Source organism: Algoriphagus algorifonticola (genome assembly GCF_007655305.1).
Lineage (GTDB): Bacteria > Bacteroidota > Bacteroidia > Cytophagales > Cyclobacteriaceae > Algoriphagus > Algoriphagus algorifonticola.
Map to the genome: position 1 here is coordinate 60,826 of NZ_VLOG01000008.1, position 15,764 is coordinate 76,589.

14 protein-coding genes are annotated in these 15,764 nt (G+C 38.6%); 12 read left to right on the forward strand and 2 right to left on the reverse strand.

What is annotated here, in order from left to right; translation table 11 throughout:
• Positions 1 to 256: 256 nt before the first annotated feature.
• Entirely contained in the window at positions 257 to 1,660 is a 1,404-nt protein-coding gene (locus tag FL972_RS00920) for an arginine decarboxylase (protein WP_091650414.1), read from the reverse strand.
• A gap of 291 nt (positions 1,661 to 1,951) precedes the next feature.
• Between FL972_RS00920 and rocF the strand changes: the two genes are divergently transcribed.
• From rocF to FL972_RS00980, 12 genes are all read left to right on the forward strand, one after another.
• Positions 1,952 to 2,902, forward strand: a complete 951-nt coding sequence (rocF, locus tag FL972_RS00925; protein ID WP_144602423.1) for an arginase — start codon at positions 1,952 to 1,954, stop codon at positions 2,900 to 2,902.
• Positions 2,903 to 3,144: 242 nt separating this feature from the next.
• Positions 3,145 to 4,935, forward strand: coding sequence for an arginine--tRNA ligase (gene argS, locus FL972_RS00930; protein WP_144602426.1), 1,791 nt, complete (start codon positions 3,145 to 3,147; stop codon positions 4,933 to 4,935).
• A 1-nt stretch (position 4,936) separates the two neighbouring features.
• The gene (locus FL972_RS00935) at positions 4,937 to 5,527 is read left to right on the forward strand and encodes a glutathione peroxidase (RefSeq protein WP_144602429.1); all 591 of its coding nucleotides are present in this window, start codon (positions 4,937 to 4,939) and stop codon (positions 5,525 to 5,527) included.
• A 9-nt stretch (positions 5,528 to 5,536) separates the two neighbouring features.
• Positions 5,537 to 6,445, forward strand: coding sequence for a 1,4-dihydroxy-2-naphthoate polyprenyltransferase (locus FL972_RS00940; protein WP_144602431.1), 909 nt, complete (start codon positions 5,537 to 5,539; stop codon positions 6,443 to 6,445).
• Between the two features lie 74 nt (positions 6,446 to 6,519).
• Positions 6,520 to 7,371 (forward strand): universal stress protein, encoded by an 852-nt coding sequence (locus FL972_RS00945; RefSeq protein WP_144602433.1) that lies wholly within the window; start codon positions 6,520 to 6,522, stop codon positions 7,369 to 7,371.
• Between the two features lie 47 nt (positions 7,372 to 7,418).
• Entirely contained in the window at positions 7,419 to 7,772 is a 354-nt protein-coding gene (locus FL972_RS00950; RefSeq protein WP_144602435.1) for a translation initiation factor, read from the forward strand.
• Between the two features lie 89 nt (positions 7,773 to 7,861).
• Positions 7,862 to 9,130 (forward strand): serine hydrolase domain-containing protein, encoded by a 1,269-nt coding sequence (locus tag FL972_RS00955; RefSeq protein ID WP_144602437.1) that lies wholly within the window; start codon positions 7,862 to 7,864, stop codon positions 9,128 to 9,130.
• Between the two features lie 254 nt (positions 9,131 to 9,384).
• A complete protein-coding gene (gene hisG, locus FL972_RS00960; protein ID WP_144602439.1) occupies positions 9,385 to 10,245 on the forward strand; it encodes an ATP phosphoribosyltransferase in 861 nt (286 codons plus the stop codon).
• Positions 10,246 to 10,266: 21 nt separating this feature from the next.
• Positions 10,267 to 11,562, forward strand: coding sequence for a histidinol dehydrogenase (gene hisD / locus FL972_RS00965; protein WP_144602441.1), 1,296 nt, complete (start codon positions 10,267 to 10,269; stop codon positions 11,560 to 11,562).
• The gene (gene hisC / locus FL972_RS00970) at positions 11,559 to 12,611 is read left to right on the forward strand and encodes a histidinol-phosphate transaminase (RefSeq protein ID WP_144602443.1); all 1,053 of its coding nucleotides are present in this window, start codon (positions 11,559 to 11,561) and stop codon (positions 12,609 to 12,611) included. Before hisD ends, hisC begins: the two co-directional genes overlap by 4 nt.
• Before the next feature lie 216 nt (positions 12,612 to 12,827).
• On the forward strand, positions 12,828 to 13,925 hold the full coding sequence (gene hisB / locus FL972_RS00975) for a bifunctional histidinol-phosphatase/imidazoleglycerol-phosphate dehydratase HisB (protein ID WP_144602445.1): 1,098 nt from the start codon (positions 12,828 to 12,830) through the stop codon (positions 13,923 to 13,925).
• An 86-nt stretch (positions 13,926 to 14,011) separates the two neighbouring features.
• Complete coding sequence (locus FL972_RS00980; protein ID WP_144602446.1) at positions 14,012 to 14,809, forward strand: tetratricopeptide repeat protein; 798 nt, start codon at positions 14,012 to 14,014, stop codon at positions 14,807 to 14,809.
• Here FL972_RS00980 and FL972_RS00985 read toward each other — a convergent pair.
• The gene (locus FL972_RS00985; protein WP_144602447.1) at positions 14,806 to 15,684 is read right to left on the reverse strand and encodes an ATP-grasp domain-containing protein; all 879 of its coding nucleotides are present in this window, start codon (positions 15,682 to 15,684) and stop codon (positions 14,806 to 14,808) included. The genes FL972_RS00980 and FL972_RS00985 overlap by 4 nt on opposite strands.
• Positions 15,685 to 15,764: the final 80 nt, after the last annotated feature.

The following is a 15,764-nucleotide window of genomic DNA, read 5'->3' on the forward strand; positions in this document are numbered from 1 at the left end:
TGAATCAAGAATATCACCAGAAACTAAGTTTTAAAAAACCTCAGCAAACTCAATTAGTTCCTGCATATTATTTTTTTCGTGTTCTTTTAAAAAAGGGTTATTTAATTCCCCCAGTGTATCTAAACTGCAAATTTATTACGGGGGAAGCACTTTTTAAATAATATTAAAATTTTGAAAGCAAAAAACTACTTCTTTAATGTTTCATTAACCAAAAAAAGGAGAAAATCTACAAAGTGTAGACTTTCTCCTCAATTTATCATTTCTCAACTGGGGAATAGCCCAGTGTTTTGAGCATACTTTCCTCAGTTTGATCTTTCGCAAATAATTTATGGACAATACTTCCGGTTTCATCTCTATCTATCAACACATGCTTGGGAGCTGGAATCAAGCAGTGTTGGATTCCTCCATACCCTCCCAAAGATTCCTGATAAGCACCTGTGTGGAAAAAGCCGATGTATTGTTTTTTACCTTGCTCCACTTTAGGCAAGTAGATATTGAATTGGTGAGCTTCGGAGTTGTAATAATCCATACTGTCACAAGTCAAACCTCCCAAAGAAATATTGTGATATTCCTCATCCCAGTTATTTACGGCTAGCATGATATATTTCTGATTCAAGCCCCAGCTATCCGGTAACTGAGTAATGAAAGATCCATCAATCATATACCAAAGCTCCTTATCATTTTGGAGTTTCTCATCCAAAATACTGTAAAGAACAGCACCGCTCTCTCCTACTGTGTAACTTCCAAATTCAGTAAAAATATTCGGTTCATCGGTGTGGTTTTTAGCACACATCCATTTGATATTTTTGACAATTTGATCCGCCATATATTGGTAGTCGTAGTCAAAAAATACGTTTGTTTTGATAGGCCATCCCCCTCCAATATCCATGGTGTCCAAGCTTGGAGCTACCTTCTTCAGGTCCACATACTTTTGGATAAAGCGGGTCAACTCAGACCAATAATAGGCAGTATCCTTAATTCCTGAATTGATGAAGAAATGGAGCATTTTCAAGCTTACTTGAGGATTATCCTTGATTTTTTCCTCATACAAGCTGATAATATCATTATAACGCACTCCCAGTCTGGATGTATAAAACCCAAACTTTGGTTCTTCATCAGCAGCGATACGGATACCCACTTGGAATGGAACTTTCACATGCTCCAAGTAGTAATCAATCTCACTCAGATTATCCAGGATAGGAACACAGTTTTTAAACCCGTCATTCAGCAATTCAGAAATGTATTGCTTGTACAACTCTCTTTTGAACCCATTGCAAATAATAAAGGTATCCTTGGTGATTTTCCCTTCTGCATAAAGACTTCTCACCAAAGGAATATCGAAGGTTGAGGAAGTCTCTATATGGATATCATTTTTCAAAGCTTCATTCAATACGAAGCTGAAATGAGAAGATTTGGTACAGTAGCAGTAGGTATATTTTCCTTTATAGTTATGCGTTTGAATCGCATTGTTGAAGTAGGTTTTGGCATTCTGAATACTTTCAGAAATTTTGGGCAAATAGGTTAATTTTAAAGGTGTGCCATAAGTTTGGATGATCTCCATCAAGTTCACACCATTAAAAAATAACTCATTATTTTCAACATGGAACTCTTTGGTTGGAAAGTCAAAAGTCTGTTGGATCAGATCAATATATCGATTCATTTGCCTTAGTTGAATGTTTTATAATACACTTACAAAATTGGACAATAAATATGGAATTCAAATTAAAAGCCCATAAATCCCTGAAAAAGCTCTAGGACTTCATCTTTATAAAAGAGTTCAAGTTTCCTCTTTACACCTATCCAAAACCTCCTGTTTAACCTACTTGTTTGCATCCATATGAATAATAAAACTATCCCTATTTCAGAAAACCACTTTATCCTTGAATTAAATGGATTAAATCAGGGGTATTAAGTAGCTTTGTCGGCATAAACCCAATAAATTTTTGAGAAAATGAGAAATATCAAACTAGTAGAAGTTCGTTCTGAAATTGCAGCCGGCACCCGGGGTGCAAGTTTGGGTATAGACGCTCTCAAAATAGCTTCTCTGGATAAAAAATCAGATTTCTTTACTCAATTCGAGCCCATTAATGTGGCTGACGCGAATAATTACCTATGGAAGGGAAATAAATTTCCTCACGCCAAATACATTGACGGGGTGTATCAGGTTCTCAAAAATGTATACAGCTCAATAGAATCTCTTCGCTTGGATAAAAAATTTCCTATTGTATTGGCAGGAGACCACTCTACTGCAGCTGGCACTATCATGGGAATCAAAGCTGCTAACCCAGAATTAAGGTTAGGAGTGGTTTGGATTGATGCTCACGCAGATCTTCATACACCTTACACCACACCTTCAGGAAATATGCACGGGATGCCTCTTGCAATGGTTTCTCAACTGGACAATAAAGAATGTCAGGTTAACCAACCAGATGAAGAAACATTGTTGTATTGGGAGAGAATCAAAAAAATAGGTGGAGATCAGCCTAAAATTGATCCTAAAGATATAGTCTTCATCTCTGTAAGAGATACCGAATCCCCGGAGGATTTCCTGATCAAAAAGCATGAAATCCGAAACTTCAAAACCAGTGAGGTCAGAGAAAAAGGTATTAGTCAAATTGCCAACGAAACCTTAGAGATTCTCAAAGATTGCGATCAAATCTACATTTCTTTTGATGTAGACAGTTTGGATAGCTCCATTTCTGTAGGTACGGGTACTCCAGTTCCAGACGGTCTTACTGTTGAAGAAGCCATTCAGCTAAACGCAGAATTAATCAAAGATAAAAGGGTGTGTTGCTGGGAAATAGTAGAGGTAAATCCTACACTTGATACGGAAAACACCATGGCAGAAAACGCCTTTGAAGTACTCGAAGTTACCACCAAATCCCTGGTTGAAAACTTTTAAATGAGTTGAAACACTAAGGTAAAAGAGTGAATCTAGTAGGAATAATAAATGGCTAAAATCGATTATGTGAAATCGTCATTTTGATGCTTTTTATTTCAATCTTCAAAACAATCGATGCTGAGAAAATTTTAAACAGGGTGAAGATTAAAGTTTGCTGTTTTACCAGTTGACAATAGGTTGTATACATTCTAAAAAAAATCTTTGCGTACCTTCGCGTTCTTTGCGATTAGGTTAACAAAATCATGAATATTCAAGAAAATATCCTCTCAGGCATACAACAAGCCTTTCAAAATATCTTCAATCACGATCTAGCAGTAGATCAACTGAGTTTGGCGCCCACCAGAAAGGAATTTGAAGGAACTTACACATTTGTGGTTTTCCCATTTCTGAAAATCAGCCAAACGACTCCTGAAAACACAGCCAACCAAATTGGTGAATATCTTAAGGCAAATGTCAGTGAGGTTGCTGATTTCAATGTGGTCAAAGGATTCCTGAACTTAGTTTTGAATGAAAACTCCTGGCTGGATATTTTTCAAAAAATTTATTCCAATCCAAGTTTAGGGCAGCTTCCTTCCAATGGGCAAAAAGTAATGGTGGAGTACTCCTCTCCCAACACCAATAAGCCACTTCATTTGGGCCATCTTAGAAATAACTTTTTGGGCTTTTCAGTTGCGGAAATCCTCAAAGCAAATGGCTACGAGGTGATCAAAGCCAACTTGGTCAATGATCGGGGAATTCATATTTGTAAGTCCATGGTGGCTTACCTGCATTTTGGAAATGGAGAGAGTCCTGAAACCTCAAGGTTAAAGGGAGATCATTTGGCAGGGAAATATTATGTGCTTTTTGATAAGGAATACAAATCCCAGATCAAAGTCTTGATAGAGCAAGGTCAAAGTGAAGAAGAGGCAAAGAAAAACGCCCCTATCCTTTTGGAAGCACAGGAAATGCTCAGAAAGTGGGAAGCTAATGATCCTGATGTCGTTAGTCTTTGGAAGCAAATGAATACTTGGGTATATGCAGGATTTGACACCACATATACCAAAATGGGAGTTGACTTTGATAAATTCTACTATGAATCCGACACCTATTTATTAGGGAAAGATATTGTAGAAGAAGGTTTAAAAAAAGGTGTGTTCTTCAAAAAAGAAAATGGCTCTGTTTGGGTCGATTTGACTGATGAAGGCTTGGACGAAAAGCTTGTTTTGAGAGGTGACGGAACTTCCGTTTATATCACTCAAGACATGGGTACAGCAGACTTGAAGTACAATGATTTTCAAATAGATAAATCGGTATATGTGGTTGGAAATGAGCAAGATTATCACTTTGATGTCTTGTTCAAAATCATGCGTAAACTGGGCAGACCTTATGGACCCGGGCTTTATCATCTTTCCTACGGGATGGTAGATCTGCCTACAGGTAAAATGAAATCTCGAGAAGGTACAGTAGTGGATGCCGATGACTTGATGCAGGAAATGATTGACACTGCAGAATCTCATACCAAGGAATTAGGGAAAATTGAAGGGTTTACTAGCGAGCAAGCAGCTGAACTGTATGAGATATTGGGACTTGGCGCTTTGAAATATTTTCTATTGAAAGTGGATCCTAAAAAACGAATGCTCTTCAACCCTCAAGAGTCCATCGAATTTCAGGGAAATACTGGCCCATTCATTCAATATTCACATGCAAGAATTGCATCTATTTTAAGAAAAGCAGATCAGCTGGGAGTAAATTATCAAAACCCTGATTTTAGTAGCGTGAGCAAGATTGAAGAATCGGAATCTGCTTTGATATTCTTATTGAATGATTTTGAAAAGAAAATCAAGCAGGCTGGTGAAGATTACGCTCCATCCATCATGGCTCAATATCTTTTTGATTTGGCCAAGGAGTATAACCGCTTCTATGCTGACCTTCCGATATTTAATGAAAATGACACAAATATTTTGACATTTAGAGTTGCCCTTTCTTCACTTACAGCTCAAACAATCAAAAAAGGAATGAGTTTGCTAGGCATAGCAGTACCTGAACGAATGTAATATGAAAAGCATCTTCTACCTTCTCTTAGCTTTAGTTCTACTTTCCTGTGGGAAAACATTAGAAAGACCTGAGCATTTGAAAGCAGGAATGATGACACTAAACAATACCTCTATGGAAAGTTCATTCTATGATTTTAAACTCAAAAACATTGACGGAAAAGAGGTTGATTTCAGTCAATATAAGGGCAAAAAAGTATTGATTGTCAATGTGGCTTCTAAATGCGGCTATACTCCTCAGTATGAGTCATTGCAGGAATTACACGAAAACTTCGGAGATAAAATCGCAATTCTGGCTTTTCCGGCTAATAATTTTGGTGGACAAGAACCTGGATCTAATGAGGAAATCAAGGAGTTTTGTACAACCAATTATGGAGTAAGTTTCCCTGTTTTTGAAAAAATATCTGTAAAAGGTTTCGATAAACACCCTTTGTACAGATGGCTTTCTGACGAAAAACTAAACGGATGGAACAATCAGGAACCAACATGGAATTTCTGTAAATACTACATCAATGATCAGGGAGAATTAATGAAGTTTTTCCCTTCTTCCGTGAATCCTTTAGATGAAGAAATCATTTCATTGGTAGAAGCATAATCTAGATTTGTGAAAAGAGAAATTAGCACAAAAAAAGAAGCCTGGCTGCATGCAGTCAGGCTTCGTACTTTACCCTTAGCGCTTGCGAGCATATTCGCAGGTTCTTTTATTGCCGCATGGCAAAACTCATTTCGTTGGGAAATATTAGTCTTGGCTTCCTTAACCACTGTTTTTCTCCAAATCCTATCTAACCTCTCCAATGATTACGGAGATTCTGTGCATGGCGCAGACTCGATCGATCGCCAAGGACCAGTTAGAGCGGTCCAATCAGGGCTAATCACCCTGCCTGAAATGAAAAAAGCAATGTATCTATTTGGAGCTTTATCATTGATTTCAGGCCTTTCCCTTCTGTATTTGGCCGTTCAAGATTTGCAGATTTTCTTGCTTTTCCTAGGTTTGGGTTTGGCAGCAATTTGGGCATCCATCACTTATACTTCCGGTAAAAACCCATATGGCTATGCTGGTCTGGGAGATCTTTCAGTATTTATATTTTTTGGCTTATTAGGGGTACTTGGGACATATTTTCTCCATACCTATAGTAGCAATAATTTAGCTGTATTGATTGCGGTAGCTTTAGGTTTTTTCAGTACGGCAGTTTTGAATATTAATAATATCAGGGATATAGATTCTGATAAGCTAGCAGGGAAAAAGTCAATTCCTGTCAGAATCGGGAGAAGCAATGCAGTGAAGTACAATTGGTCTTTGATAATATTGGGAAACTTGGCTCTACTTTGGTTTGTAATTCATTCTAATGAATGGTTTTCACTCATTGCACTTCTAGCAAGTATCTTAATGATTAAGGTAGCCCGAGGAGTTCAAGTAGCCAAATCAGCTCAGGAAACTGACCCTTATCTCAAAAAAATGGCAATTAGTACCCTATTTTGGGTAGTTCTTTTTGGGATTGGGTTACTTTTTTAGTAAAAGCTGATAAAAGTCCTTTTATGGTCTCGATTTTATGCTAATTTGGCATAATACAATAACTCTTTTTGACCATGACAAAAGTACTCGTACCCTACGACTTCTCAGAACAAGCCCAATATGCACTGGATTTCACCACTAATCTGGCTGCGAAATTGGACAATATTACTGTGGAAGTGCTTCACGTTCTCGAAATCCCAACCAACTCAAGCCTTGGTACAATGGGTGGAGGCGAAATGATGCCTGAAATAGAAAACCAGATTTTCTTCGTGGAATTAACGGAACGAAGGAAAAAACAAATGAAAGAACTGGAAGAGAAATTCAAATCCCAAAAATTTGAATTCAAAACCAAGTTAAAACTTGGAAATGCCTTTCAGGCAATCAGTGAATCCATTAATGAAGAAAAACCAGATCTGGTTGTGATGGGGTCAAAAGGCTCTTCCGGCTTGGAGGAGGTCTTGGTGGGGTCGAATACCGAAAAAGTGGTAAGAAATGCCAAATGCCCTGTAGTCACCATCAAGTCTCCAGTTGATCCTAAGGATTTGAAAAAAATTGTTTTTGCCAGTGATTTCAGAGAAAATTCAGATGAAGTTGCGGCAAGAATCAAAAGGCTGCAAAAATTATTTGGAGCTGAACTCTACTTGGTCAATGTAAATACACCTGGCAGCTTTGAAACTACCAGAGAATCAATCGCCAGAATCAAGCATTACGTCAAGAAATATAGCTTCGAAAACGTCAAAGCTGAGATTTACAACTCTTCATCTGAGGAATCAGGAATCATTGAGTTTGCCGAAGACATCGATGCGGATTTGATTGCAATGGCAACTCATGGCAGAACAGGTTTCTTGCATTTAATCACCGGAAGCATTGCAGAAGACGTGGTCAATCACGCCAAAAGACCAGTTTGGACATTTCGGGCTGAGTAAAAAAACAAGTAAATTGCCTGCATAAAAGCAGGCTTTTTTATTGAATTATGGGAAGAAAAAACAACGATTGGAAAAAAAGAGACGGAGTAGTATACTCCACAAGCGACAACTTTGATTACAATTATGAAGAAGATGGAGCACAGGAAACGCTCCCTCCTGCTCAACAAAACCTGAAGGTAATGTTGGACAAAAAAGCACGTGGAGGAAAACAGGTGACTCTGATTGAAGGCTTTATTGGAACTGAGGATGATCTTAAGGATTTAGGGAAAATGCTCAAGACCAAATGTGGTGTCGGGGGCTCTGCAAAAGATGGAGAAATCTTAATCCAAGGTGACCATCGAGACAAAGTCGTACAAGTTTTACAAAGTGCCGGATACAAAGCAAAAAGATCCGGTGGCTGATTATTGAATTTTACATCTTATAAAATAACTGAGCAAAATAAACTCAGACCTACATATCTCTCACTACCTACCTAGCAATAACCCAGATCATGAAAACATCCCTTTCTCCCCTAGTTATCATCCTTCTTCTTCTATCTTTCTGTAGTCCCAAAGAAGAAACGAAAACAGAATTCTGGGTTGACCAGACCGTCAAAAATCGAATTGACTCTACACTCAATAGCTTTGTGGAGTCTGGAAATGTAGCAGGAATTTCAGCCTTGGTTTATGAAAAAGGCGAGGAAGTCTATTTCAACGCCTTTGGGTATGCTGATAGAGAAGCTGGTGTTCCTATGGACAGAAACACCATCGTGAAAATATATTCCATGACCAAGCCTGTCACTGGAGTAGCTTTGATGTCTCTGTATGAAGAAGGAAAGTTTCAGTTGGATGATCCGCTTGAAATGTATTTACCGGAATTTTCAGATATGAAGGTTTATCAAGGGGTTGAAAAAGATGGAAAAATGATTTTGGTTGATGCAGAAAGACCTATCAGCATCAGGGATATAACCCGTCATACTGCAGGCTTTCCAAATAGAAATGATATCCCAGGACTTAGTGAGGTCATGGCTGAAAAAGATGCGAGAAGTTTTAATAATACCCTAGCCAGTATGGCTCAAAAAATGGGTAGCACACCTTTATGGTTTCACCCGGGAACCCAGTGGGAATACGGCCTTTCTGTGGATGTGCAGGCATATTTGGTAGAAAAAATAGCAGGAGTTCCATACAAGGAATATGTTCAACAAACTATTCTGGATCCCCTGGGAATGAATGAAACACAATATTACGTCCCTGAAAATCTCAGAAATAGAGTGGCCGCAATGTATAATCGAACTGGAGAAGGTCAATTGGAAAGAATAGTGGACTCTGTAGCTCATGAATTTAATTTCAATGAATGGCCACTGACTCCAGGAGGTTTTGGATTGACGAGTACATTGGACGATTACATGAAATTTGCTCAGATGCTGGTAAATAATGGAAGCTACAAAGGGGTACAAATCCTAGAACCAGAGACGATCAAATTGATGAGTACTGACCACTTACCAGATTCAATTACTGAGAAATCTTGGCTTCCAAGCAAAGGAAATGTAGGGTTTGGGATTGATTTTGCAGTAAGAAAAGCGCCACCTTCCGATGAAAAGGAAAATAATGGGGTGGTAGGAGAATTCTTCTGGGACGGAGCTGCAAGTACCCTGTTTTGGGTAGATCCTGTCAATGAAATAACCGCAGTGCTATTTGTGCAACTTTTCCCGTATGATGGAATCGGTTTACACAAAAAGTTCAGAGATGCAGTTTACGGGTCATATAAAGCCCCGAATTAATTCAAAAAAACGAAAACTATCTTCAGGTTTGGATGTTTTAATTCCGTGCTTAACTTTGCCATTAGAAATGAACATCCAAACCACATATTTTACTTTTAGAGCAGCAGGCCACATGAGCCATTTGTTGCATCATTTCCATCATTCCTCTTGAGAGGAATTATTTTACACACCCACCCGGTGACGCCGATGACAGGGATTCGGCCTTTCACCAAAATTTATTACAAGCCTTTTATTTCTTAGCTTAACTTGCTACCATGGAAAAAATTATCCGTATTGCCGTTCAAAAAAGCGGTAGACTTTCAGACGATTCATTAAGCCTCATCAAAGAATGTGGCATCAAATTTTACAATGGAACGGGGAAACTCAAGTCCACATCCACCAACTTTCCGATCGAATTCCTCTTTTTAAGAGATGACGATATTCCAGGGTATGTTGCCGATGGAGTTGCTGATTTGGGAATCGTCGGGGAAAACGAATTAGTAGAAAAAGACAAAGACGTCACTACCCTAAAAAAATTAGGATTCTCAAAGTGTAGACTTTCCTTGGCCATCCCAAAAGGTCAGGAGTATTCCGGAATAGCATATTTTCAAGGGAAAAACATTGCCACATCTTATCCTAAAATTCTTGGAGATTACCTTGAATCCAAAAATATTCAGGCATCTATCCATGAAATTTCCGGTTCAGTGGAAATTGCTCCAAGTATAGGTTTGGCAGAAGGAATTTGTGATATCGTCAGTTCAGGTTCCACTTTGATGATGAACGGTCTGAAAGAAGTGGAAGAAATATTCAGATCAGAGGCAGTTTTGATTGCCAATAAAGACCTGGAAGAATCCAAAAAGCAAATCGTAGACAAATTGCTTTTCCGAATGAATGCAGTTCAAAAAGGAAAAAGCAATAAATATGTGCTTTTGAATGCTCCAAACGAGTCTTTGGATAAAATTGTCAGCTTGATCCCGGGAATGAGAAGTCCTACCATACTTCCTTTAGCTCAAGAAGGTTGGTCATCCGTACATTCTGTATTGAATGAGGATCAATTTTGGGAAAATATCGAGGAATTACGTGCCGCTGGTGCAGAGGGAATCTTAGTTGTCCCAATTGAAAAAATGGTGATTTAAATTGCTCTTAACGCGAATAACATGAAAATATTGGTCAATCCTGGTCCATCTTCTTGGAAAAAAGAACTTGCCAGACCGGTTTTTAAAACCAAAGAAATCAATAAAATCGTCAAGCCTATCCTAAGAAAGGTAAAACGAAGTGGAGACAAATCTCTCTATAAGTTCGCACATGAATACGATCATGTTGATCTGGATTCTTTATTGGTAGATGATACAGAAATAAAAGCAGCTGCTGCTGCCTTGGCGCCAGAGCTCAGAGAAGCTATACAAACCGCAAAAGCCAATATTGAACGCTTTCATGCTGCACAATTCAACCCTGAATTAGTAGAGGAAGTAATGCCAGGCGTGATTTGTAAAAGAAAAAGCGTTCCTATTCAAAAAGTTGGCCTATATATCCCAGGAGGAACAGCACCCCTATTTAGTACAGTTCTCATGTTGGGAGTACCGGCTAAATTAGCTGGCTGTAAAGAAATAGTGTTGTGCACCCCTCCTAATCGAGAAGGAAAAGTGCATCCGGCTATACTCTTTACCGCCGAACTGATAGGTATTGATAAAATTGTAAAGGTAGGCGGAGCTCAAGCGATTGCTGCCTTAACTTTTGGCACAGAATCAGTGCCGGCTGTTGATAAAATATTTGGTCCAGGAAATCAATTTGTTACCGCAGCCAAACAATTGGCGACCAAATACGGAGTTGCCATAGATATGCCTGCCGGCCCCTCTGAGGTATTGGTTTATGCTGACGAATCTGCTATTCCAGCCTTTGTTGCAGCTGATTTACTATCTCAGGCTGAGCACGGCGTAGATTCTCAGGTGGTTTTGGTAACTCATTCCGAGAAGTTTGCCAAAAAAGTCTTGAAGGAAGTTGACTCTCAGTTGGGAGATTTGTCCCGAAAAGATATTGCTAAAAAAGCTCTCAACAATTCAGTTGCTGTGGTACTGGATGATCAGGAAAGTGCATTGGCGTTAATTAATGCCTACGCTCCTGAGCATTTAATCATTGCTGTTGAAAATGAAGAAGAAGTAGTTGCAGGAATTGTCAATGCAGGATCTGTATTTATTGGGAATTACACACCAGAATCTGCAGGTGATTATGCCAGTGGCACCAACCACACACTGCCTACCTATGGCTATGCCAAAAACTACAGCGGTGTCTCCTTGGATAGTTTCGTGAAAAAAATAACCTATCAAAAGATTACCGAAGAAGGATTAAAAAACCTTGGGCCTACAGTGGAGATTATGGCTGCTAATGAGTTGCTTGATGCTCACAAAAATGCCGTAACTATTCGTCTTAACTATTTGAAAAAGAATAAACTATGAGTTTTGACTTAAACTCACTTTTAAGGCCGCATATTGTAAATTTACAGCCTTACACTTCGGCTCGTGACGAGTATACAGGCAAGGAAGGAGTCTTTTTGGATGCGAATGAAAATCCTTACGGGTCTATAACGGATCAGGATTTCAACCGATATCCAGATCCTTACCAATCTGAACTGAAAGAGAAGATAGCTGCTATTAAAGATGTAAAACCAAGTCAGATTTTCTTGGGAAATGGGTCAGATGAAGCTATTGATTTGCTTTTTAGGGCCTTTTGTAATCCCGGAGTGGACAATGTAATCCTTTTGCCCCCTACCTATGGAATGTATGAAGTTAGCGCTTCAATCAATGATGTAGCAGTTAAAAAAGTACCATTAACGACTGACTTCCAGTTGCAGACTGATTTGATTTTCGAAGCTATCAATGATAAAACGAAAATAATTTTTGTCTGTAGCCCGAATAATCCAAGTGGTAATAAGGTGAAAAGGTCAGATGTACTTCTGCTTCTCAAACACTTCAAGGGCTTGGTTGTAGTGGACGAGGCTTATATTGACTTCAATGATGAACCGAGTTTTACCAATCATTTGAAGGATTTCCCGAACCTCCTGGTCATGCAGACCTTTTCCAAGGCATGGGGTTTAGCTTCTTTAAGAATTGGAATGGCATTCGCTTCAGAGCAACTGATCAAAATCCTTAACAGAATTAAGCCTCCTTATAATATTTCAGGACTAACTCAGGATACTGTCCTTGCTGCAATTGATAAGCAGGAAAAGGTGGAATCCATGATCCAAAAAATATTAGATGAAAGGGACTTTCTTGAAAAGCACTTATTGGAAATTGATGCAGTTCAAAAAATCCATCCCTCTCAAGCAAACTTCCTTCTTGTAAAAGTACCTGCAGCCAATCAGGTGTACGAGCAATTGATCGAAAATAAAATAATTGTGAGGAATCGCGCAAAGGTTCAACTTTGCGAGAATTGCCTACGGATTTCTGTTGGAACCAGGGATGAAAACAAAGCCTTTATCAAGGCCTTGAAAGCCATATTAGATTAATTCACTTATGAAATGCCCATGAGGAAAAATCTCATACAAGGAGATGATTCCTCTGGGCATTCCATCTGACCTTTAAAAACAAATTATAAACAGATGAAATCGAGCACGAAGGAAAACCTCACACACAGGCATGCCCCGATGTATCGGGGAACCGGTGCGACCTGCCTGCCGCAGGCAGGGATTCCATCTGACCACTGAAAAACAAATTATAAACAGATGAAAAAGAAAGTATTGTTTATAGATCGTGATGGAACCATCATCAAGGAGCCACCTACTGATTTTCAGGTAGATAGTTTAGAGAAATTAGAATTTATCCCCAAAGCGATCTCAAACTTAAGAAAAATAGCAGAGGAGACTGATTATGAATTGGTTATGGTCACCAATCAAGATGGATTGGGTACCGATTCATTTCCTGAAAAGGACTTTTGGCCAGCTCAATTTAAAATGTTGAAGACTTTAGAGCAGGAAAATATTTTCTTCAAGGCCATTCATATTGACAAGACATTTGAGCATGAGAATGCACCAACCCGAAAGCCTCGAACAGGCCTGTTAACCGAATATTTTTCTGAGGAATACGATCTGGCTAATTCCTATGTAATTGGGGATCGATTAACCGATGTTCAATTGGCGGAAAACCTAGGAGCTAAAGCTATTTTCATTGGAAAAGAGCAGGAAAAAGTAGCCTTAAGCACGGAAAATTGGGATGAAATCTATGAATTCCTGAAAATGCCATCTAGGTCTGCAGAAGTAAAAAGAAAGACTTCAGAAACAGATATTTTGATTCGTCTGAATTTAGATGGCAGCGGGAAATGCGATATCTCCACTGGCCTTCATTTCTTTGATCACATGCTAGAGCAACTCGGAAAACATGGATCCACGGACTTGGAAATCAAGGTGAAAGGAGATCTTCACATCGATGAACATCATACCATAGAAGATACGGCTTTAGCTTTAGGCGAGGCTTATTTAAAGGCTTTGGGCGATAAAAAAGGCATTTATCGATATGGCTTTCTCTTACCTATGGATGATGCTTTGGCTCAGGTGGCCATTGATTTTGGTGGAAGACCTTGGATTGTTTGGGATGCGGAATTCAAAAGAGAAAAGGTCGGAGACATGCCGACAGAGCTCTTTTATCATTTCTTCAAATCATTTTCAGATACCTCTAAGTGTAATCTAAATATCAAGGTTGAAGGAGATAATGAGCACCATAAAATTGAGGCAATTTTCAAAGGATTGGCCCGAGCTATCAAAATGGCAGTGACAAGAGATCCTAGAAATATCAATCAATTACCAAGTACTAAAGGGGTTTTGTAGGCTTACAAGCTCAACATTTTCAAAGGGTTGAAAAATAATTTTTATTAAATTGTTTTTTAACCCTTTGTTTTTTTGTTTATTTAGGTATGCTACGAAAAATACATAAACCGACTGTTCTATTTTTGCTCCTGATTCTTTCATCTTGTTCCTCAGATCTTTTTCAGGCAGAGCAGCTGTTTTACAAAAAACAATATGAGGAAGCCATTTCGGAACTGAATAAATATCTTTTCTTGCATATCACTGATATTAAAGCTTTACATCTAAGGGCCAGGTCCTATGAGGAGTTGGACAAGACAGATGAAGCGATTCAAGACTATGAACGAATAATATCTATCAAACCTGATTATGCTCAAGCTTTTGCAGGAATAGGGAAAATTTTATTTGAACAGGAAAAGTATAAAGATGCAGAATTAGCACTTTTAAAAGCAGCTAAGCTGGACCCTGTTGATTACGAAATCCTTTATTTGGTGGGCAGGGCTTTAATGATGACCGAAGATTACAAAACAGCCAATAAATTCTTTGACAGAGCAAAAGAAATTAACCCCAAAGATGCCAAACTTTATTTTTATCAAGGAATGGCCAGGGCCTATATAGGAGACCCATTAGGCTGTGCGGCTTCCTTTAATACTTATGTTCAAAAAGAGCCAAACAATGCCGTAGCTGTGTACAACAGAGGTTTTGCATACCTCCATTTAGGTTACTTGGAATATGCCCTAGAGGACTTTGAACAAGTTTTAAAGTTTAATCCAAATCATACAGAAGCCCTCGCAAAAAAGGGAATCTGTATGGCTAAAATGGGTAATTCTGATGGATGTATTTATATACAGCAAGCTGCCAGAAAAGGCTCAGATTATGCCCAAAGTCATTTAGATATTTGTTCTTAAAGCAACCTTTCGCTCAAGGCTTGGATGTAATTTGGTATGGCTTGAGGTGTAAGAGCTAAGAATAAATAAGGCTCGATAAGCTCTAACTCCATCAGGTGAAATTTACCATCTACCATAACCCCGTCTACTCTGGCGTAAAGCGAATTCGAAGCAAATTCTCTTACAAATGATTTGGCCGATTCCAACATCTCGGGACTCGGCTCTATAACTTGAATTGTTCCCCCAAAATAATGCTGAACACGAAAATCTTCTTTTGCTGGAGTTTTCAAAACAGCATGAGACAATTTTCCATTGAAAAATATCATAGAATACTCTCCTACTTCAGCCACTTCCCTGATATAGGGTTGAACCAAAAAAGACTCATTTTCAAGTAAGTGATCTACTTTATCACTGTAATTCCCCCAATCTATCAGGGGAATTTTCAAGGTGTTTTTTGCGCCACCACTGATCAATGGTTTGACGACTACAATATCCGAAGACATTGCCTTTTGAATTTCAGTCAATGAAGCTTTACTCCCTTTCTCCAGTAGCTTTCCCGCAATTACCGGAAAGCCTCTTTCTTCAATTTCAAGCAAATAGGCCTTATTACTGTTCCATCGAATGGTATCCAAATCGTTTAAAACAGGAATTCCCAATTCCTTAATTTTTTCAATCCAAGTGAGAAATTCAGGATAATAGTCAAAATAGTCCCAAACAGATTTAACCAGTAGGAATGAAAAATCTTCCCAGTTTACACTTGGATCAGACCAAGCAACAATCCGATTGGGAACCCCCAAATCATCTAATATTCCAGATAAAATCTCGTCTTCGTTGACGGTATTTGTATCGTAAGCTCCGGTGGAAAAATAACTGACTATAGCAACAGACTGATTCATATCTTATTTTTTGGCAAAAGTAGTCTTTAAGGAAAATTTGTAAATACCATTCTTCAAAAACCGTTAGTAAACCTTACTTT

Bases quoted from the DNA above. Each gene is read 5' to 3' on its own strand.
- FL972_RS00985 (WP_144602447.1), bottom strand. From the start codon at position 15,684: ATGAATCAGTCTGTTGCTATAGTCAGTTATTTTTCCACCGGAGCTTAC.
- hisD (WP_144602441.1), top strand. From the start codon at position 10,267: ATGAAAATATTGGTCAATCCTGGTCCATCTTCTTGGAAAAAAGAACTT.
- FL972_RS00950 (WP_144602435.1), top strand. From the start codon at position 7,419: ATGGGAAGAAAAAACAACGATTGGAAAAAAAGAGACGGAGTAGTATAC.
- FL972_RS00945 (WP_144602433.1), top strand. From the start codon at position 6,520: ATGACAAAAGTACTCGTACCCTACGACTTCTCAGAACAAGCCCAATAT.
- FL972_RS00935 (WP_144602429.1), top strand. From the start codon at position 4,937: ATGAAAAGCATCTTCTACCTTCTCTTAGCTTTAGTTCTACTTTCCTGT.
- hisB (WP_144602445.1), top strand. From the start codon at position 12,828: ATGAAAAAGAAAGTATTGTTTATAGATCGTGATGGAACCATCATCAAG.
- argS (WP_144602426.1), top strand. From the start codon at position 3,145: ATGAATATTCAAGAAAATATCCTCTCAGGCATACAACAAGCCTTTCAA.
- FL972_RS00920 (WP_091650414.1), bottom strand. From the start codon at position 1,660: ATGAATCGATATATTGATCTGATCCAACAGACTTTTGACTTTCCAACC.
- FL972_RS00955 (WP_144602437.1), top strand. From the start codon at position 7,862: ATGAAAACATCCCTTTCTCCCCTAGTTATCATCCTTCTTCTTCTATCT.
- hisG (WP_144602439.1), top strand. From the start codon at position 9,385: ATGGAAAAAATTATCCGTATTGCCGTTCAAAAAAGCGGTAGACTTTCA.
- hisC (WP_144602443.1), top strand. From the start codon at position 11,559: ATGAGTTTTGACTTAAACTCACTTTTAAGGCCGCATATTGTAAATTTA.
- rocF (WP_144602423.1), top strand. From the start codon at position 1,952: ATGAGAAATATCAAACTAGTAGAAGTTCGTTCTGAAATTGCAGCCGGC.
- FL972_RS00980 (WP_144602446.1), top strand. From the start codon at position 14,012: ATGCTACGAAAAATACATAAACCGACTGTTCTATTTTTGCTCCTGATT.